Source organism: Sphingomonas sp. SP6, assembly GCF_058313435.1.
The window spans coordinates 385,091-401,429 of sequence record NZ_JBZFLG010000002.1; the positions used below are offsets into that span (position 1 = coordinate 385,091).

21 protein-coding genes and 1 pseudogene are annotated in these 16,339 nt (G+C 71.9%); 11 read left to right on the top strand and 11 right to left on the bottom strand.

The genetic code is table 11. The features are described from left to right. The first annotated feature begins 38 nt into the window (after positions 1-38). Together AC4GYY_RS07560 and AC4GYY_RS07565 are read left to right on the top strand one after the other, a co-directional pair. Positions 39-713 (top strand): uroporphyrinogen-III synthase, encoded by a 675-nt coding sequence (locus tag AC4GYY_RS07560; protein WP_491119658.1) that lies wholly within the window; start codon positions 39-41, stop codon positions 711-713. Continuing rightward, the gene (locus AC4GYY_RS07565) at positions 710-1,588 is read left to right on the top strand and encodes a hypothetical protein (protein WP_491119659.1); all 879 of its coding nucleotides are present in this window, start codon (positions 710-712) and stop codon (positions 1,586-1,588) included. Before AC4GYY_RS07560 ends, AC4GYY_RS07565 begins: the two co-directional genes overlap by 4 nt. On the opposite strand, the gene AC4GYY_RS07570 is transcribed toward AC4GYY_RS07565, so the two are convergent. Together AC4GYY_RS07570 and AC4GYY_RS07575 are read right to left on the bottom strand one after the other, a co-directional pair. After that, entirely contained in the window at positions 1,578-2,372 is a 795-nt protein-coding gene (locus tag AC4GYY_RS07570; RefSeq protein WP_491119660.1) for a DUF72 domain-containing protein, read from the bottom strand. The genes AC4GYY_RS07565 and AC4GYY_RS07570 overlap by 11 nt on opposite strands. Before the next feature lie 32 nt (positions 2,373-2,404). Beyond that, positions 2,405-4,525 carry a transglycosylase domain-containing protein gene (locus AC4GYY_RS07575; protein ID WP_491119661.1) on the bottom strand — a complete coding sequence of 707 codons (2,121 nt, stop codon included), beginning with the start codon at positions 4,523-4,525 and terminating at the stop codon, positions 2,405-2,407. Between the two features lie 104 nt (positions 4,526-4,629). On the opposite strand from AC4GYY_RS07575, the gene AC4GYY_RS07580 reads away from it, so the two are divergent. Further along, positions 4,630-5,631 carry a LacI family DNA-binding transcriptional regulator gene (locus AC4GYY_RS07580; protein ID WP_491119662.1) on the top strand — a complete coding sequence of 334 codons (1,002 nt, stop codon included), beginning with the start codon at positions 4,630-4,632 and terminating at the stop codon, positions 5,629-5,631. On the opposite strand, the gene AC4GYY_RS07585 is transcribed toward AC4GYY_RS07580, so the two are convergent. Next, entirely contained in the window at positions 5,621-6,658 is a 1,038-nt protein-coding gene (locus tag AC4GYY_RS07585; RefSeq protein WP_491119663.1) for a YeiH family protein, read from the bottom strand. The genes AC4GYY_RS07580 and AC4GYY_RS07585 overlap by 11 nt on opposite strands. 57 nt (positions 6,659-6,715) lie before the next feature. Between AC4GYY_RS07585 and AC4GYY_RS07590 the strand changes: the two genes are divergently transcribed. Beyond that, the gene (locus AC4GYY_RS07590) at positions 6,716-7,954 is read left to right on the top strand and encodes an MFS transporter (RefSeq protein WP_491119664.1); all 1,239 of its coding nucleotides are present in this window, start codon (positions 6,716-6,718) and stop codon (positions 7,952-7,954) included. Positions 7,955-8,041: 87 nt separating this feature from the next. Beyond that, positions 8,042-8,194, top strand: coding sequence for a hypothetical protein (locus AC4GYY_RS07595; protein WP_491119665.1), 153 nt, complete (start codon positions 8,042-8,044; stop codon positions 8,192-8,194). A gap of 4 nt (positions 8,195-8,198) precedes the next feature. Here AC4GYY_RS07595 and AC4GYY_RS07600 read toward each other — a convergent pair whose 3' ends face one another. From AC4GYY_RS07600 to AC4GYY_RS07620, 5 genes are read right to left on the bottom strand one after another with little or no spacing between them, the layout of a single operon-like run. After that, on the bottom strand, positions 8,199-8,726 hold the full coding sequence (locus AC4GYY_RS07600; protein ID WP_491119666.1) for an LptA/OstA family protein: 528 nt from the start codon (positions 8,724-8,726) through the stop codon (positions 8,199-8,201). A 9-nt stretch (positions 8,727-8,735) separates the two neighbouring features. After that, positions 8,736-9,374, bottom strand: a complete 639-nt coding sequence (gene lptC / locus AC4GYY_RS07605) for an LPS export ABC transporter periplasmic protein LptC (protein ID WP_491119667.1) — start codon at positions 9,372-9,374, stop codon at positions 8,736-8,738. Then, positions 9,367-9,987 carry a ribonuclease D gene (locus AC4GYY_RS07610; RefSeq protein WP_491119668.1) on the bottom strand — a complete coding sequence of 207 codons (621 nt, stop codon included), beginning with the start codon at positions 9,985-9,987 and terminating at the stop codon, positions 9,367-9,369. Before AC4GYY_RS07610 ends, lptC begins: the two co-directional genes overlap by 8 nt. Then, on the bottom strand, positions 9,984-10,946 hold the full coding sequence (gene dapF / locus AC4GYY_RS07615; RefSeq protein WP_491119669.1) for a diaminopimelate epimerase: 963 nt from the start codon (positions 10,944-10,946) through the stop codon (positions 9,984-9,986). Before dapF ends, AC4GYY_RS07610 begins: the two co-directional genes overlap by 4 nt. 27 nt (positions 10,947-10,973) lie before the next feature. Beyond that, entirely contained in the window at positions 10,974-11,438 is a 465-nt protein-coding gene (locus AC4GYY_RS07620) for a DUF6456 domain-containing protein (protein ID WP_491120228.1), read from the bottom strand. Between the two features lie 91 nt (positions 11,439-11,529). On the opposite strand from AC4GYY_RS07620, the pseudogene AC4GYY_RS07625 reads away from it, so the two are divergent. Further along, a pseudogene (locus AC4GYY_RS07625) lies at positions 11,530-11,700 on the top strand (helix-turn-helix domain-containing protein); the annotation flags it as partial. 429 nt (positions 11,701-12,129) lie between these two features. Then, the gene (locus AC4GYY_RS07630; RefSeq protein ID WP_491119670.1) at positions 12,130-13,014 is read left to right on the top strand and encodes a bestrophin family protein; all 885 of its coding nucleotides are present in this window, start codon (positions 12,130-12,132) and stop codon (positions 13,012-13,014) included. Here the strand turns inward: AC4GYY_RS07630 and AC4GYY_RS07635 are convergent. The 3 genes from AC4GYY_RS07635 to AC4GYY_RS07645 are packed head-to-tail and all read right to left on the bottom strand — an operon-like array spanning position 12,995 to position 14,160. Further along, complete coding sequence (locus tag AC4GYY_RS07635) at positions 12,995-13,273, bottom strand: ribbon-helix-helix domain-containing protein (RefSeq protein WP_491119671.1); 279 nt, start codon at positions 13,271-13,273, stop codon at positions 12,995-12,997. The genes AC4GYY_RS07630 and AC4GYY_RS07635 overlap by 20 nt on opposite strands. Further along, complete coding sequence (locus AC4GYY_RS07640) at positions 13,270-13,860, bottom strand: NADPH-dependent FMN reductase (protein ID WP_491119672.1); 591 nt, start codon at positions 13,858-13,860, stop codon at positions 13,270-13,272. Before AC4GYY_RS07640 ends, AC4GYY_RS07635 begins: the two co-directional genes overlap by 4 nt. Before the next feature lie 6 nt (positions 13,861-13,866). Then, positions 13,867-14,160 carry a 4a-hydroxytetrahydrobiopterin dehydratase gene (locus tag AC4GYY_RS07645; RefSeq protein ID WP_491119673.1) on the bottom strand — a complete coding sequence of 98 codons (294 nt, stop codon included), beginning with the start codon at positions 14,158-14,160 and terminating at the stop codon, positions 13,867-13,869. 48 nt (positions 14,161-14,208) lie between these two features. On the opposite strand from AC4GYY_RS07645, the gene AC4GYY_RS07650 reads away from it, so the two are divergent. From AC4GYY_RS07650 to AC4GYY_RS07665, 4 genes are read left to right on the top strand one after another with little or no spacing between them, the layout of a single operon-like run. Beyond that, a complete protein-coding gene (locus AC4GYY_RS07650; protein ID WP_491119674.1) occupies positions 14,209-14,616 on the top strand; it encodes a metallopeptidase family protein in 408 nt (135 codons plus the stop codon). Continuing rightward, positions 14,613-15,188, top strand: a complete 576-nt coding sequence (gene ccmA / locus AC4GYY_RS07655) for a heme ABC exporter ATP-binding protein CcmA (RefSeq protein ID WP_491119675.1) — start codon at positions 14,613-14,615, stop codon at positions 15,186-15,188. Before AC4GYY_RS07650 ends, ccmA begins: the two co-directional genes overlap by 4 nt. Further along, entirely contained in the window at positions 15,188-15,823 is a 636-nt protein-coding gene (locus AC4GYY_RS07660) for a heme exporter protein CcmB (RefSeq protein WP_491120229.1), read from the top strand. Before ccmA ends, AC4GYY_RS07660 begins: the two co-directional genes overlap by 1 nt. A 52-nt stretch (positions 15,824-15,875) precedes the next feature. Continuing rightward, positions 15,876-16,301, top strand: coding sequence for a GxxExxY protein (locus AC4GYY_RS07665; RefSeq protein WP_491119676.1), 426 nt, complete (start codon positions 15,876-15,878; stop codon positions 16,299-16,301). Positions 16,302-16,339 lie beyond the last annotated feature (38 nt).

Here is a 16,339-nt window from a genome sequence, read left to right on the forward strand (position 1 = left end):
TCCACGCCAGACTCCCGCGCCCGCGCACGGTCTCGCGGGTGAGCCCGGTCGTCGTCCTCCGCCCGGAGCCGGGGAACGCCGCCACCGCGGCGCGACTGGAGGCCGCGGGGCTGACCGCGATCCGCCAGCCGATCTTCGCGATCCGCGCCCTTGCCTGGACCCCGCCCGACCCCGCGCGCTTCGACGCACTGCTCGTCACCAGCGCTCAGGCGCCGGCGCTTGCCGGGCCGGGGCTAGCGGCGCTGGCCCACCTCCCCGCGGTCGCGGTCGGTCCACGCACGGCCGCCGCAGCGCGCGCCGCGGGCCTCCAGGTCGCGATCACGGGCGAGCATGACGCCGGCGAGGCGCTGGCCCGAGCGGCCGCCGCGGGCTTCACCCGTCTCCTCCATCTCGCCGGGCGCGACCGGACCGAGGCGACCGCAGGCGTCGAGGCGGCGATCGTGTACGAGAGTGTGTCGGTCGCCACGCCCGTCGTCCCATCCGGCGCGATCGTCCTCCTCCACTCCGCGCGCGCCGCCCGGGCGCTCGCCGCCGCGCCGATCGCGCGCGGCGGCGTGGGGATCGTCGCGATCAGCACCGCCGTCCTCGTCGCCGCCGCAGAGGGCTGGGGCGCCGCCCGCGTCGCCGGCGCGCCCGACGACGCGGCGATGATCGAAGCCGCGCTCGCGCTCGCGATTGACCCGCCCCGCATGGCCGGGGATAATAAGGCATGAGCGACCGCCGATCCGACGCCGCGACGCGCCGACCGCGGTGGGGCGTGCTCGCCACGCTCGTCGTTCTGGCGCTGGTCCTCGGCGTCGCGCTGATGGCCTATGCGGTGCAGCGCTCGGGCGGATGGTTCGTCCATCAGCCGACCGCCGCCGAGCAGACACCGTCGCGCGCCGCCGCCTTCGTCCCGTCGCAACCCGCCCCCGTCGTGCCGCAGACGGCGGCGATCGACCCATCGGCGCTCGCCGCGCGTGAGACCGGCCTCGCCACGCAATTGTCGGCGCTGGAGGCCCGAACCGCCGCAGTCGCTCTCGATGCGCAGGGCGCGGCAAGTCAGGCCACGCGCGCCGAGGCGCTGCTCGTCGCGGCCGCGGTCCGCCGCGCGGTGGACCGCGGCGCGCCGCTCGGCAGCCTGGAAGATCAGCTCCGCGCCCGCTTCGGGGCCGCCCAGCCGCGCGCGGTCGCGGTGCTGATCCAGTCGGCCCGCCAGCCGCAGACGCTCGACGACCTGCGCGCCGGGTTCGAGGCCAATGCCGACGTACTCCGCGCCGGCGGCGACCGCGACCTGCTGTCGAGCCTCTCGCGCGAGCTTCGCACGCTGGTGGTGCTTCGGAGGGAAGGCGCGCCTTCGTCGCTCTCCTCGGCGCGAATCGACCGCGCTCGGCGGCTGCTGAGCGCGGGCCGCGTCGACGGCGCGCTCGCCGAAGTATCGCGGCTGCCCGGTGCGAATGCGATCGGCGGCTGGATGTCGGCCGCGCGCCGTTACGTCCAGACCCGCGACGCGCTCGACCTGATCGAAAGCACCGCATTGACGATGCCGCTCGTCACGCCGCCGGTTGCGGCATCGACGCCCGCGCCGGCCCCCGCCCCTACCCCCTGACGCGCGCGATCAGCGCCATCGCTCCGTGCGGCGCGCGGACCTTCGCGCCGGCGATGAAGAAGACGAACGTGTCGCGGGATGTCCGCGTCGGCGGGACCGTCTCGACATAAGGCAGCCCCTCCGGTGCGCCGCCGTCGGCCCAGGTCCTCGCCGCCGCCGCCCAGCGGTCGAGCGCGGGCGGCGAATAGCCCGCCGGCTCCTCCTCGACCCCATTCTCCAGTCGTGCATAGACGAACGGCCCGGTCACGTCGGCGATCGCCGGATAGTCGGCCGAGTCGGCATAGACGATCGCCACCCCGGCGACGCGGCACATCGCGACGAACTCCGGCACCGCAAACGATTCGTGCCGCACATGGACCACGTGACGCAGCGTGACCCCGTCCTGCCGTTCCGGCAGGAGCGTGAGGAAGGCGGCGAAATCGTCGGCGTCGAACCTCTTGGTCGCCATGAACTGCCACAGGATCGGCCCGAGCTTATCTCCCAGCTCGACGATCCCCTGCGAGCAGAACCGCGCGATCGACTCGCCGCCCTCCGCCAGCACCTTGCGGTTGGTGCAGAAGCGCGAGGCCTTGAGCGTGAAGACGAACCCGTCGGGCGTCTGATCGCGCCACGACGCGAACGTCGCGGGCTTGAAGCCGCTGTAATAGGTGCCGTTGACCTCGATCGCGGTCAGCCGGCGCGAGGCGTATTCCAGCTCGCGCTTGATGGGCCACTTTTCGGGAAAGAAGGTCCCGCGCCACGGCTCGTAGGTCCAGCCGCCGATCCCGATTCGGATGTCCGCCATCTGGGCATCATGCCATGTCCGGCCGGGCGGCGTCAGCCCGGGTCGTCGGACTGGTCGCCGGACTCGTCAGAGGGCGCGGGCTCGCGCTCCTCGCGACGCGGTTCGCGGCGGGGCCGGTCGCGGTCGCCGGGGCCGATCGAGATCGACCCGTCCTCACCGCGGCGCAGGTCGATGCCGAACTGCTGGAGCTGTTCGCCCACCGGATCGACCATGTTGCCGATCAGATCGCCGACCGGGTCCTCCGCGTCGGGATCGACCTGCTCGATCGCCTGCGGCCGTACCGCCGGCGCGATGCCGAGCGCGTCCGTCATGAAGTCGCGCCAGATCCGCGCCGGGATGCCGCCGCCGGACAATCCCGGATTGGGGGTGTTGTCGTCGTTACCGACCCACACGCCCGTCACCACTCCGTTGGCGAAGCCCATGAACAGCGCGTCGCGATTGTCCTGCGTCGTCCCGGTCTTGCCGAAAGTCGAGACCGACAGGTTGGCACCGTGACCGGTCCCGCTCCGGACCGAGGAGGACAGCAGGTCGAGCATCTCGTCGCGGATGCGCTGCGGCAGGGTGGACGAGCCCCCGGTCAGCGTCTGGTACCAGGGTTCGTCCGGCTGGGCCTCCAGGCCACGCGGGCGGACCGGGTAGCGCCCGTCCGCCACCGCGGCATAAGCGGCGGTCAGCTCGAGCAGCGAGACCGAGGACGTGCCGAGCGCGATCGTCGCCTCGTTCGACAATGGCGTCGAGATGCCGAGGTCGCGCGCCGCCTTGATGACGGCGCGGACGCCCACCTGCTGGGTCAGGCGCGCCGCCGCGACGTTCGACGACCGCGCGAACGCCTGGCGCAGCGTGATCGTGCCGAGGTAGCGGCCGTCGGAGTTCCTGGGCTTCCACCCGGCGATGTCCACCGGCCTGTCCTCGACCGTCGAGTCCGGCGTCAGCCCGCTCCGCAGCGCCGCGAGATAGACGAACAGCTTGAACGCGCTGCCCGGCTGCCGCCGCGCCTGGGTCGCGCGGTTGAACGGCGAGGCGGAATAATCCTTTCCGCCGACCATCGACAGCACTTCGCCGTCGGGCTTCATCGAGACGATCGCGACCTGCGCCTGGCGGAGCCCCGCACGCCGGACCGCCCGCTCCGCGGCCCGCTGGTATCGGCGGTCGAGCGTGGTCCTCACCGTCGCCTCCGCCTTGATCTCGCCGGCCTGGTCGCGCGCGACCGGCAGCACCCAGTCGGCGAAATAGGTGCCGTTGGGCAAGGTCTCGGGCCGACTCGCCTTGACGCGCTGCGGCCGCACGTCGGCGGCCTCGGCCTTGGAGAGATAACCGGCGTCGGCCATCGCGCCGATCACCACCGCCTGCCGCTTGCGCGCGCCCTCCAGGTTGCCGGTCGGCGCCAGCCGCGACGGCGCCTTGACGAGGCCAGCCAGCATCGCCGCCTGGCCGACGTTCAGGTCCGCCGGCGCGCGCCCGAAATAGTGGCGCGACGCGGCGTCGAGGCCATAGACGTTGTCGCCGAAGTAGACGTTCGACAGATAGCGGGACAGGATCTCGTTCTTGCTGAGCCACGCCTCGAGCCAGAAGGCGATCATGACCTCGCGCAGCTTGCGCGCCGCGGTGCGGTCCGAATCGAGGAAGGCGTTCTTGGCGAGCTGCTGGGTGATGGTGCTCCCGCCCTCGCGGACGCCGCCCGAGCCCACATTGTGCCAGGCCGCGCGCGCGATCCCGCGCGGGGAGATCCCCCAATGGCTGTAGAAGCTGCGGTCCTCGATCGCGATGAACGCCTCGCGCACGTGCGCGGGCAGCTTGGCGGCGTCGACCCGCGTGCCGATGATCGCGCCGCGCCGCGCGATGGGCGTGCCGTCGCGCGCGGTCAGCGTGATCGAGGGCGGGGTCGGCGGCTGGAGCGACTTGGAGAGTGGAGCGGTCACCGCGAGCCAGCCGATCGCGAGCACCAGCAGGACGATCCCCACCGCGAGCCCGCGTACGATCCATCGGCCCCAACGGATGCGGCGGCGCGGCGGCGCGGGGGGCTGGCCGCCGTGCCGGCCGTCCGTCGCCGACGCCGGCTCGCGCCAGTCGTCGAACGTCGGCAGCGGCGCACCCGCGTCGGCCGGCGCGTGCTTGTAGCGGATACGGTCGAGGTCGAACGGGTCTGGGCGCATCGGACCCATGTGTATTACTACTCTACAACAGTTGCGGCAAGCGTCCGCGCCATGCCACAGGCGGCGGCGGGCGTCGACGCGGGCGCCGAGGGAGTTGCCGAGACTTGCGGGCCACGATCAAGGACGTCTCGCGCGAAGCCGGCGTGTCGATCAAGACGGTCAGCCGCGTCCTCAACAACGAGCGCTACGTCGGCGCTGAGACCCGCGCCAGGGTCGAGGCGGCGGTCGCCGCGCTCCGCTTCCGCCCCAGCACCGCCGCGCGCTCGCTCGCCGGACGCAGGAGCTTTCAGGTCGCCTTGGTCTGCGACAATCCCAGTCCTTATTACGTGTTCGAGATGCAGTCGGGCATCCGCGACCGCTGCGAAGCGGACGGCGTGCGGATGATCGCCCAGCCCTACGACCGCGGCTCGGACCGCCTGCTGGGCGATATCGAGGCGCTGGTCGACACCACCCACCTCGACGGCGTCGTGCTGACCCCGCCCGCGAGCGACAGTCAGGCGGTGCTTGCGCTGCTCGCCGATCGGCGCGTGCGCGTCGTCCGCGTCTCGCCGGGAGCGGATCTCGAGGCGAGCCCCTGCGTGTTCATCGACAACACCCGCGCGGCCGCGGAGATGACCGCGCATCTGATCGCGCTCGGCCATCGCCGGATCGCGCACATCGCCGGGCCGCCCGAATATCCGACCAGCATCCAGCGCGCCGTCGGCACGCGCGCGGCGCTCGAAGCGGCGGGAACCTACGACGCGGACCTGTTCGTGCCCGGTCGCTTCGATTTCGCCTCGGGGGCGGAGGCGGCCGCCGCGCTGCTCGCGCGCGCCGATCCGCCGACCGCGATCTTCGCCGCGTCGGACGACATGGCGGCGGGCGCGCTGGTCGCCGCCCACCGCGCCGGGAAGGCGGTGCCGCGGCAGGTCTCCGTCGCGGGGTTCGGCGACGATGCGCTCGCCGGCTACGTCTGGCCGCCGCTCACGACCATCCGCCAGCCCGTGCGCGACCTCGGGTGGAATGCGGCCGACCTGCTGCTGGGCGACGCCGAGGGCGAGGAGGAGCGACGACAGCTCGATTACGAGCTGGTCATCCGCGATTCGACCGCGCGCGTCAGCCGATAAACAGCGCCGCCGCGCCGAGCGACAGCCCGAATGCGACAGCCGTCGCGGCGGCGATCACCAGCAAGGGCCGCGGCCCCGCTTCGAGCAGCTGCGCCATCGGTGATCGGATCGCGGTCGCGGTGACGGCCACCGCCAGCAGCGCGGTCGCCGCCCGCTCCGCCGCGGTCGCCGCCAGGACGGGGATGACGCCGAGCGAATTGATCCCCGCAAGCGCGAAGAACCCGACCACGAACCACGGCAGCCCCTGCCGCCGCCCGCCTTCGCCGCGCGGCAGGAACGCGGCGACGATCGCCAGCACCGGCGCCAGCAGCGCCACCCGGGTGAGTTTGACGATGGCGGCGATCTGGCCCGCCGCGTCGGAATAGGAATAGCCGGCGCCCAGCGCCTGCGCGACGTCGTGGATCGACGCGCCGAGGAAGAATCCCGCGCGCAGGTCGGCGAAAGCCAGCGCATGCGCGACCAGCGGATAGGCGACCATCGCCACTGCCGACGCCGCCGAGATGCCGACCAGCACCAAGGTCAGCTGGGTCTGGCCCACGCGCTTCTCGCCGAGCACCGTCGCGAGCGCCATGGCCGCCGACGCGCCGCAGATCGCGACCGCCCCGCCCGCCAGCGCGCCGAACGCCGGGCCGAGTCCCAGTCGCCGCGCGGCCAGCAGCCCCGCGGCCATGGTCAGCGCGACGATCGCCACCACGGCGGCGAGCGCCACCGGCCCGAGCGCGGCGATCTGCGCGAAGGTCACCCGCACTCCGACCAGCACGATTCCCCAACGCAACAGCGAGCGCGACGCGAACGCCAGTCCCGGCGTCAGCCGCGCGTCGGCCGACAGGAAGTTGAGCGACAGCCCGAACAGCAGCGCCATCAGCGTCAGCGGCGCACCGTAATGATCCGACACGAACCCGGCCGCGAGCGTCCCCATCGCGGCGACCGCGACGCCGGGGATCGTGGCATGCCATGTCGCCGACGGGCTCGGCTCGATGTCGCCAAAGAGATCGGCGGCGACGGGGCGTGGACGTTCGGTCGTCATCGGTTCACCCTAGCGCGACGCTCGTGTCTGTGACAACGCTATCACAGAGGAGAGGACATGCCCGCCCACCCCACTCGCGCCCGCTGGGGCATTGTCGCCCTGGTCTTCGCCGCGGTAATGCTGAACTATGTCGATCGCCAGATCCTCGCGCTCCTCAAGCCCACGCTCGAGCGCGAGTTCGACTGGTCCGACGGCGATTACGCGAACATGCTGTCCGCCTTCCAGGTCTCCGCCGCGGTGGCGTTCCTCGGCACCGGCTGGTTCATCGACCGGGTCGGGCTGAGGCGCGGCTTCGCGCTCGGCGTCGCGGTGTGGAGCCTCGCTGGGATGGCGCACGCCTTCGTCAGCACTTTCGGCGGGTTCATCGCCAGCCGCGTCGTCCTGGGGGCGGCCGAGTCGATCGGGACGCCTGCGGCGGTGAAGACGGCGGCGACCTACTTCAGCGCGCGCGAGCGTTCGGTCGTGCTCGGCATCGGCAACACCGCGCCCAACGTCGGCGCGATCGTCACTCCCCTGGTCATCCCCGCGCTCGCGGTCGCGTTCGGCTGGCAGGCGGCGTTCCTGCTGGCCGGCGGGCTCGGCCTCATCTGGGTCGCCTTCTGGTTCATGATCCGCGTCCCCGCGGTCGAGACGAGCGGCGAGCGCCCGGCCCCGATCCGCTGGCGAGACCTGTTCCGTCGCCGTGAGACCGCGGCGATCGCGCTGGCCAAGGTGCTGTCCGACCAGGTGTGGTTCTTCATGCTCGCCTGGCTGCCCGATCTGTTCCACCGCATGTTCGGGCTCCAGCAGGGAACCGTGGGCCTGCCGGTCGCGCTCGCTTATGCAATGGCGGCGGGCGGAGCGCTGACCGGCGGCTGGTTGCCGACCCGGCTGATGGCGGCGGGCTGGAGCCTCGATCGCGCGCGCAAGACGACGCTGCTGATCTACGCGCTGCTGATCCTGCCGGTGTCGCTCGTCATGCTCGTGTCCTCGCCCTGGGCGGCGGCGCTGCTGCTGGGGCTCGGGCTGTTCGCGCATCAGGGCTTCTCGACCAACGTCTTCGGCCTCGCGACCGACGTCGTGCCCGCGCGCGCAGTCGGTTCGACGATCGGTATCGCCGCGTTCTGCGGCAATCTGTGGTCGATCGTGCTGATCCAACTCGCCGCGGTCAGCCTGGCGCACGGCTGGGGCTATGGCCCGCTGCTCGGCGTCTGCTCGGTCTCGTACCTGCTCGCGCTCGCATGCGTCCAGTTCCTGATCCCGCGGATCGCGGCGGTCGAGGACGACGGCGGGGCACCGGTCGCCGCCTTCCACTGATTGGTCGCAGCTTCGTCTTCGACGGATTGCGGGGCGGCGCGCCGCCCGTCAACGCGGCCCCGTCACCCGCGAGACGAGGAGGGTCCGATGTTCGACATCATGCTGATCGCGCTGCTCTGCGGCGGCGCGGTGCTGCTCAACGCCTATGCGGCGGCGATGGCCGATCGCGGTAGCGCGCGCCGCGCCCGGCAGGAGGAGCGCTGGAGCACGCTGATCGCGGCGACGCGCGAGACCGCCTGACCGGTCACTGGTCCCGCTTCGGCACCGAGAAGGTCCCGGTCACCCGCCCGCCCGGCGTCGCGGTCGCCCCCGAGCTCGTCGACCCGCCCCCCGCCACGCCCGATCCGTCGATCACCGCACGACCCGTGTCGAGATTGATCGTCAACCGCCCGCCGCTCACCACATTGCCGCGCTGGTTGAGCTGCACTCCGCCGACCATCGTGATCACGCGGCGATTGAGGTCATAGACCGCATATTGGCTCCTCGCGGTCTGGTCCGGGCGGCGCACCGTCACGCCCCCGGCCGCGTCGAGCCGCGAGACCTGCGGGTTTCCGCCGATCACCTGTCCGGTGTAGTTCACCGTCATCCGGTCCGCGTTGAGCGTCATCTCGGCCTGCTTCACCGCGACCCCGCCGGAGAGTACCGCGCGGTTGGCCTTGTCCTGAAGCTCGATCCGGTCGGCGCCGAAGTCGATCGGGGCTGCGGAATCATGCCGCCCCTGCGCCGAGGCGCCGGTTGCGAGGAACAGCAGGAGGACGAAAGTCATACGCATGGCGGGCCGCTATCTCGCCCCGCGCGGGACGATCCGCAAGCGTGCGTTGCCCTCGAGCGTCACGGTGCGTCCCTCGAGATCGGCGCGCAGCCGGTCGGCCTTGAAGGTACCCTGCGGCGCCGATCCCGTCACGTCGCCGTCGCTCGCCAGGCGACGGGCCTTCAAGTCGACGGTCGCGTCCGACGTGTCGAGCGCATAGCCGTTCGCCGCCCGGAACTTGACCGCGCCGGGCACCGTCACCTGCTCTGTGTCCATGTCGTAGCGTCCGCTCGCCGCCTCCAGCCGCGCCGGCCCGTCCGCCAGCTGGATCCCGGCGTCGAGCGTGTTGAGCTCGACGATCGGTTCCGCCGACGAGCGCTGGACCGCCGAGCCGGCGTCGAGCGTGAACGCCCGCCCCTTGCCGTCCTGCCCGCGATACTGCGCCGCCTGGATCTTGAGGCGCTCGTGCGCGACCTCGACCTTGTTCTTGTCGAGCACGAACGACACGTCGCCGCCGCTCGTGAGCGGCGCCATCACCAGGAACGCGAACAGCACGCCGACCAGCACCGGCAGCAGCCACGCCGCCACATGGACCACGCCGTCGTGCCGACTGCCCGGCGCGGCCCACAGCTGGCGGCGGCTGCGCTCCCGGACGGCGAGCTCAGACATGCGCGAAGATGTCGATCTCGGGCCAGCCCGCCAGGTCGAGCGCGGCACGGTGCGGCAGGAAGTCGAAGCACGCCTGCGCCAATGCGGTGCGCCCCTCGCGCGCCAGACGCTTGTCGAGTTCGTCCCGCAACCGGTGGAGGTAGCGGACGTCGGACGCGGCGTAATCCTTCTGCGCGTCGCTGAGCGTCGGCGCGCCCCAGTCGGACGATTGCTGCTGCTTGGAGACCTCGGTGGCCAGGATCTCGCGCACCAGCTCCTTCAGCCCGTGGCGATCGGTATAGGTCCGCACCAGCCGCGACGCGGTCTTGGTGCAATAGACCGGCGCGGCGACCGTGCCCAGATACCATTGGATCGCCGCCAGATCGAAGCGCGCGAAGTGGTAGAGCTTCACCCGGCCAGGATCGCCCAGCACCGCGCGCAGGTTCGGTGCGGCATAGTCGGAGCCGGGCGCGAACCGCACGAGATGTTCGTCCGCCCCGCCGTCGGAAAGCTGGACGACGCACAGCCGGTCGCGCGGGGTGATCAGCCCCATGGTCTCGGTATCGACGGCGATCGCGGCGCCGGGGGCGAAGACGCCCGCGGGCAGGTCTTCCTCGTGGAGGTGAACGGTCATGCCGGGGCGTTAGCGTGGGGAGCGTCCCCGCTCAATGCCGCGCGGACGTCCGCCCAGGCGCGAACCTCGTCGGCAAACCGGCCCTCGACCCGGACGTCGCGCGCGACTGCGCCCGCGATCTCGGCCGATCCTTCCCATTCGAAGGTCGCGTTGCCGCTGAGCGTCACCATCAGGTCCTCGTCGGTCCGCGCTTGGACCAGCCCGCCCCGGTTGAAGACCGTCAGCGCACGCCCCCAGTCCGTCCGGCCGGTCAGGGCCGCCGCCACGGTCGACGCCGCCATGGCGCTGCCGCAGCTGTCGGTCAGACCCACCCCGCGTTCGAAGGTGCGGCAAAAGAGACCATCGTCGCGCACCTCGACGAACGACACGTTGGCGCGGTTGGGGAGCCAGTCCGGTGCGGCCTCGCAGAGTCGACCGACCCGGACGAGCTCCGCCTCGTCGATCGCTTCGACAAAGGTGACGAGGTGCGGATTGGGCATCGTCACCGCGGTGAAGCGGAGAGCGGGCGAAAGGTGCGCGATCACGCCCTCATTAATCACCTCCGGCGCCCCCCGGATCGGCCAGGCGGCGGTGTCGAGCCCGGCGGGTCCGGCGCGCTCGTGGACGGTGAAGACGCCGGGAGCGAGATCGGGGGCGCGGGCGACATCGGCCGACGACGTCCGCAAGCGGACCCGCGCTTCCGCCAGCCCGAGGCGCTCGAATCCCAGCCGCGCGACGAGGCGCAGACCATTCAGGCAGGTCTCCGCTTCGGAGCCGTCGGAGTTGAACATCCGCATCCCGAAGGCGTGGTCGGCATCGCCCGCAGTCAGCAGCAGCAAGCCGTCGCTGCCGACCGGGCCGGCGCGGTCCGCGAGGGCACGCGCGACCTGCGGCCAGTCGAACGCGGCTTCGCTCGCGCGTGCGTCGACGATCGGGAAGGCGTTGCCCGAGCCGTGGCCGAAGACGAAGTCGATCCGCATGGCCGCTCAGGTGAGCCCCCGTGCGCGTCACCGCAAGCCGTAATGGTCCGCCAGCCGGTCGAGCGCGAGGGTCAGGACGACGCGGCCCGAGCGGGTCGGCCAGCCGAGCGCCTTCTCCGCCGCGGTCATCGCCTCGCCCGCGCAGATCACCCGCCAGGCGACATCGGCGAGCCCCTGCCCGAGCGCCGCGGTCGCGGCGTCGAACCGGCGCTTGGCCGCGAGCTGCGCGGTGGTCGGATCGAGCCGGTCGCCGCCGCCGCCGTCGACGCGGGTCGCGCCCCAGCGCATCGTCACGCTGGGGCTGAGCTGCGCGCGCTCGTAATCGTCGCGCAGCCGCTCGCCCGCCTCGACCTGCCGGGCGTCGACCAGCCCCCGCGACGCCAGCCAGGACAGCGCCGATTCGGCGACGTTGACCGTCACGCTGCGACCGCCGCGTCCGCGCAGCGCGGTGACGCCGTGCGAGTCGATCCGCCGCTCCTCCAGATGTCGCATCCCGCTTTCTCCCTCGCCGATCGCCGACACCTTGCCATGCGCAGGTGGCTGTAGGAAAGTCGTGAACCGATCCGGTTCAAGAAAGCCCGCCATGATCACCGCCATCCGCGACGTCCGCCGGGCCAGGGGGATGACGCTCGACGAGGTCGCGCGGCGCTGCGATCCGCCGACCACGCCACAGACGATCGGCCGGCTCGAGACCGGCGCGCGGACCGTCTCGGTCGGCTGGCTCAACCGCATCGCCGCCGCGCTTGCGGTCGATGCGGCGGAGTTGGTGACCTCGCCCCAGGTGCCGATCGCGGCATGGCTCGGGCCAGACGGTGCGACGGAGCCGGACAAGGCCGAGAGCATGGCTGCGCCGAGCGCGCGCGAGGATCTGGTCGCGGTCCGGGTGACGGCCAAGGTCGGCGATTACCGGAGAGGCGACGTCTTGTGGTGCGCGCGGCTCGAGCCGGAGGCGCTCGCCGCCTTGCGCCACGACGACGTCCTGGCGGCGACGCGGGACGGCGACCTGGTGTTCGGCCGAATGGTCAAAGGCACCGGGACGGGCATCCAGGTCGCGCCGATCGGCGAGCCGGGCGGCCGCCGGGTCGTCGATCCCGCCTGGGTCGCCCGCGTCGAGACGCTGATCCGCACGATGTGACGCAAACCGGCAACGCATCGTGCGCGCGGATCGGCTAGACCCTCAGCCATGATCGTCGACGCCACCCCCGGAATCCGCCGCCTCGTCGTCGAGGTCTGGCCGCCGCTGCTCGTGCTGTTCGTCTGGGACTGCGTGGTGACGCTCGCCTGGTACCGGCTGCCGTTCAAGGCGCCGGAGCTGCCGCTGACGCTGTTCGGCTCCGCGCTGGCGCTGTTCCTCGGCTTCCGCGTCACATCGGCCTATCAGCGCTGGTGGGAGGGTCGGACCCTTTGGGGGGCGATGATCAACGCCTCGCGCAGCCTGTCGCGGGAGGTGCGCAGTTTCCTGCCCGGCGACGAGGCGCTCGACCTCAGGCGGGCGATCGTGCTGCGCCAGCTCGCCTACGTCAACGCGCTGCGATGCCAGTTGCGGCGTCAGCCGGTCGCGCCCGAGGTGCTGCGATTCCTGTCGCCGGAGGAGGCGGCGAAGCCGCTCGGGCGGACGAACGTCGCCAACGGGCTGCTCGACGGCGCGGCGCACCGTGTCGACGACGCGCGTCGGCGCGGGTGGATCGACACCATCCTCCAGGCGCGGATCGAATCGACCCTGGTCGATATCGCCAACGCGCAAGGCGGGATGGAGCGGCTCAAGAACACGCCGTTGCCGAGCCAGTACCGCGTCTTCCCGCTCGTCTTCACCCACCTGTTCTGCCTGCTGCTCCCGATCGGGCTGGTCGAGACCCTGGGGTTCGCGACCCCGCTCGGCTCGACGGTGGCGGGGCTCATGTTCCTGGCCGCGCTCAGGATCGGCGACGATCTGGTCGATCCGTTCGCGAACACGGTCCATGACGTGCCCGTGTCGGCCATGTGCCGGACGATCGAGATCGACCTGCTCCAGTCGATCGGCGACCCCGCACCCGAGCCGCTCACGCCGATCAAGGGCGTGCTGTGGTGAGGGCTGATCGCGGATCGCCGGTGGGCGGCTGACAGAAGGCCTCGAACAGCCACACCCGGATCGCGGAGGCGAGATTGGGGGGATCGGCCGCGGTGATCCGCGCCGCGTCGATCTGCGCGACGAGCGCCGAGAGCGGCAGCGCGCGCTCGGCGGCGGCGCGCTCGAGCGCGGCCCAGAAGACGGGCTCGAGCGAGATCGACGTGGGATGCCCGGCGATCGTCACCGAGCGCTTGCGGGGGCCGGGGCGCGCGGTCGTCAATAGGGCGGCGCCTGCCGCTGCCGCTGCTCCCGCGTGGCCTCGGTCCACCACCCGAGATCGTCGGCGAAGCGCGGGAAGGCCTTCGCGAGCGCCGCACCGCTCTCGCCGGCGGGTCCGCCCTCCGCATCGAAGGCATGACCGATGCCGCCGACCGCGAGCGCGCTCGACACGACGACCATCCCCATCTCCGACAGGATGCCGTGCCACGTCAGCCCCGCACGCGCGCCCGCGAAGCGGCCGGCGGAATAGCTGGCGATCGCGGCGGGGCGCCAGAACCATTCCTCGAGGAAATGATCGGTCAGGTTCTTGAGGCCCGGCTGGACGCCCCAATTATATTCGCCGGTGACGAAGACGAAGGCGTCGGCGGTGCGGATCTGCTCCGCCAGCGCCTCGAGCGCGGGTGGCGCCTCCCCGCGCGGATGTTCCTTGTACATCCGGTCGAGCATCGGCAACCCGATCGCCTTCGCATCGATCAGCTCGGCGGCCGCGCCGCGCGCGGCGAAAGCGCGGACCAGCCACTCGGCCAGACGGATGCCCTGCCGGTCGCGGCGATACGACCCGTAGAGGACCAGGATGCGATCGGGCATGGCGCTTTACTCGCCGAGAATGGCGTCGATCGCCTCGGCCAACTCGATATCGCGCTCGCTCAACCCGCCCGCGTCGTGCGTGGTCAGCGTGATCTCCACCCGATTCCACACGTTGGTCCATTCGGGATGGTGGTCCATCTTCTCCGCGATCAGCGCGACCTGCGTCATGAAGCCGAACGCCTCGGCGAAGTCGCCGAACACGATCGACCGCGTTATCGCGTCGCGGCCCTCGTCGAAATCCCAATCGTGCAACCCGTCGAGCGCGTCGACGCGCTCCGCCTCGCTCAGTTGGTCGACCATCGTGCGCCTCCCTTTATCGGTGCCGCAGCCACGGGTATGGCTTCGGACATGAGCGGGCAAGAGCTGGGGCCGCCGCCGAGCGCGGCGCGGATCGAGGCGCACGCCCGCGGGGTGATCGCGCGGCTGCCGGCGGAGTTCCGCGCCCACCTGCGCGACGTGGTGCTGATCGTCGAGGAGTTCGCCGACGACGAGACGCTGGCGGGCGTCGGCCTCGACGATCCGTTCGAGCTGACGGGCGTGTACGTCGGCCGTCCGGTGGGGGAGAAATCGGCCTGGGACGCCCCGGCCCCGCCCGATCGCATCCACCTCTATCGCCAACCGATCCTCGCCGAATGGTGCGAGACCGAGGTGCGGCTGGACGATCTGGTCGCGCACGTGACGATCCACGAGATTGGGCATCATTTCGGGCTTTCCGACTCCGACATGCACGCGCTGGAAGACGCGGTGCTCGATTGAGCGTCCTTGCCGCGCGGGAATTGACGGTCGCACGCGGCGGGCGGGTGCTGGTCGAGCGACTGTCGTTCGCCGTCGAACGTGGCGGGGCGCTGCTGGTGACGGGGCCGAACGGGGTCGGCAAGTCGAGCCTGCTGCGCGTGCTCGCCGGGCTGGGACGCGCGGCGGCCGGGACGGTGGAGCGGCTGGCGACGGTCGCGTGGCTGGGCGAGGCGGCGGCGCTCGATCCCGAGCGGCGGCTGGCGGCGGCGCTGGAGCTGTGGGCGCGGCTGGACGGCCGCGCGGACCCGCGCGGACGGGTGGCGGCGGCGCTGGCGGACCTGGCGCTCGACCCGCTGACCGAGGTGCCGGTGCGCCTGCTCTCGACCGGGCAGCGGCGGCGCGCGGCGTTCGCGCGGGTGGTGGCGAGCGGGGCGGAGTGCTGGCTGCTCGACGAGCCGGCGTCGGGGCTCGACGCGGCGGCGGTGGCGCGGCTGGAAGCGGCGGTGGCGCGGCACCGGGCGACCGGCGGCGTGGTGGCGGTCGCGACCCACCAGGACCTGGCGCTGGCGGACGCCATGACGGTGGCGCTGTGATCGCCACGCTCGTCCTGCGCGATGTGCGCCGCGGCTATGCGGGCGGCGGCGCGGCGCTGACGGTCGCCTTCTTCCTGCTCGTCGCGGTGCTGTTCCCCTTCGCGATCGGGCCGGACGCGGCGCTGCTGGCGCGGATCGGCGGCGGAGTGATCTGGGCGGCGGCGCTGCTCGCCGCGCTGATGCCCGTCGAGCGGCTGGTCGCGCCCGATCTGGAGGCCGGAGTGGTCGATCAGCTGGCGGTCCGAGGCGTGTCGCTGGCGGCGGTCGCGGCGGCGAAGATCGCAGCGCACTGGCTCGCCTTCGCGCCACCGCTGATGCTGGCTGGGGTGATCGCGGGCGGGCTGTTCGGACTTGGCGGCGAGGCGCTGCTGCGGGTCGAGGCGGGGTTGCTGCTCGGGACGCCGGGGCTGGCGGCGCTGGCGGTCGCGACGGCGTCGCTGGTCGCGGGGCTGCGCGGCGCGGGGGCGGTCGCGGGGCTGGCGATGCTGCCGCTGGCGGTGCCGCTGCTGATCTTCGGCGCGGGCGCGCTCGACGGCGGCGCGGCGGCGTGGAAGCTCCTGGCGGCGGTCTCGCTGCTGTTGGTCGCGGGGGCGCCGTTCGTGGCAGCGGCGGCGATGCGGGCGGGGGTGGAGTAGAAGGTGGTTCACGCGAAGCTCGCGATGATCCGCGATGGGCGCGAGGGCTGGGATGAACGTAGAGGATGTCGCGACGATTGCGATCGAATGCGGATTGCGGATCCATCGCACACTCGGGCCGGGTCTGCTCGAGTCGGCTTATGAAGCGGTGCTGGCGCACGCGCTTGAGCGGCGTGGCCTCCTTGTGGAGCGCCAGAAGGTGGTGCCGATCACGTTCGAGGGCATCGTCGTCGAGGGCGGCTTCCGCGCCGATCTCTTGATCGAAAAATGCCTACTGATCGAGTTGAAAGCGATCGACCGACTTGCGCCGGTCCACCGCAAACAAATTCTGACCTATCTGCGGTTCTTGGATTTGCGGCTTGGGCTGCTGATGAACTTCGGCGGCGAGACGCTAAAGGAGGGCCTGCAACGCATCGTCAACCACCACGATAACGTCGAAGTCTCTCCCCTCCGCATCAACGCAGTACGGCCCTCATAAAAACATTGCGTCCTTCGCGGACCTTCGCGTCCTTCGCG

Coding starts and splice junctions, on each gene's coding strand:
- AC4GYY_RS07600 (WP_491119666.1), bottom strand. CDS start 8,726: ATGCGTATGACTTTCGTCCTCCTGCTGTTCCTCGCAACCGGCGCCTCG.
- AC4GYY_RS07585 (WP_491119663.1), bottom strand. CDS start 6,658: ATGACGACCGAACGTCCACGCCCCGTCGCCGCCGATCTCTTTGGCGAC.
- AC4GYY_RS07570 (WP_491119660.1), bottom strand. CDS start 2,372: ATGGCGGACATCCGAATCGGGATCGGCGGCTGGACCTACGAGCCGTGG.
- AC4GYY_RS07595 (WP_491119665.1), top strand. CDS start 8,042: ATGTTCGACATCATGCTGATCGCGCTGCTCTGCGGCGGCGCGGTGCTG.
- AC4GYY_RS07575 (WP_491119661.1), bottom strand. CDS start 4,525: ATGCGCCCAGACCCGTTCGACCTCGACCGTATCCGCTACAAGCACGCG.
- AC4GYY_RS07645 (WP_491119673.1), bottom strand. CDS start 14,160: ATGGTCGACCAACTGAGCGAGGCGGAGCGCGTCGACGCGCTCGACGGG.
- AC4GYY_RS07640 (WP_491119672.1), bottom strand. CDS start 13,860: ATGCCCGATCGCATCCTGGTCCTCTACGGGTCGTATCGCCGCGACCGG.
- AC4GYY_RS07650 (WP_491119674.1), top strand. CDS start 14,209: ATGAGCGGGCAAGAGCTGGGGCCGCCGCCGAGCGCGGCGCGGATCGAG.
- AC4GYY_RS07590 (WP_491119664.1), top strand. CDS start 6,716: ATGCCCGCCCACCCCACTCGCGCCCGCTGGGGCATTGTCGCCCTGGTC.
- AC4GYY_RS07630 (WP_491119670.1), top strand. CDS start 12,130: ATGATCGTCGACGCCACCCCCGGAATCCGCCGCCTCGTCGTCGAGGTC.
- lptC (WP_491119667.1), bottom strand. CDS start 9,374: ATGTCTGAGCTCGCCGTCCGGGAGCGCAGCCGCCGCCAGCTGTGGGCC.
- AC4GYY_RS07610 (WP_491119668.1), bottom strand. CDS start 9,987: ATGACCGTTCACCTCCACGAGGAAGACCTGCCCGCGGGCGTCTTCGCC.
- AC4GYY_RS07565 (WP_491119659.1), top strand. CDS start 710: ATGAGCGACCGCCGATCCGACGCCGCGACGCGCCGACCGCGGTGGGGC.
- AC4GYY_RS07620 (WP_491120228.1), bottom strand. CDS start 11,438: ATGCGACATCTGGAGGAGCGGCGGATCGACTCGCACGGCGTCACCGCG.
- AC4GYY_RS07665 (WP_491119676.1), top strand. CDS start 15,876: ATGAACGTAGAGGATGTCGCGACGATTGCGATCGAATGCGGATTGCGG.
- dapF (WP_491119669.1), bottom strand. CDS start 10,946: ATGCGGATCGACTTCGTCTTCGGCCACGGCTCGGGCAACGCCTTCCCG.